Source organism: Pseudovibrio sp. WM33 (assembly GCF_001623165.1).
Classification (GTDB): Bacteria; Pseudomonadota; Alphaproteobacteria; order Rhizobiales; family Stappiaceae; genus Pseudovibrio.
Map to the genome: position 1 here is coordinate 1 of NZ_LMCK01000119.1, position 400 is coordinate 400.

At 52.8% G+C, this 400-nt stretch carries 1 protein-coding gene; it reads left to right on the forward strand.

Translation table 11 applies throughout. The features are described 5' to 3' along the window. A partial coding sequence (locus tag PsWM33_RS20995; RefSeq protein WP_193778437.1) for a phage major capsid family protein occupies positions 1 to 400 on the forward strand: 400 nt, incomplete at both ends.

The following is a 400-nucleotide window of genomic DNA, read 5'->3' on the forward strand; positions in this document are numbered from 1 at the left end:
GAAACTCCAAAGGGGATCGCTGCCACCACTGGCATTAACTCAACCACCTTTGCGGCAAATGCTCCAACATTTGAAGAAGTGGTTGCAATGGAAACGGCTGTTGCAACGGATGATGCAGACATTGGTGCCTTGGGCTATGTCCTCAATGCTGCGATGCGTGGATCTTTCAAGACCACGGAAAAAGCTGCTGGGACTGCCCAGTTTATCTGGGAGCAGGGCAACACGGTGAACGGTTACAACACCGGTATTTCTAATCAGGTGCTGGATCACAACGGCTTCTTTGGCAACTGGGCGGATCTTCTGATTGCGCTTTGGACGGGCGTAGACCTGACGGTTGATCCGTTTACCCAATCCACCAGCGGGACCGTGCGCGTGGTTGCCATGCAGGATGTAGATTTTG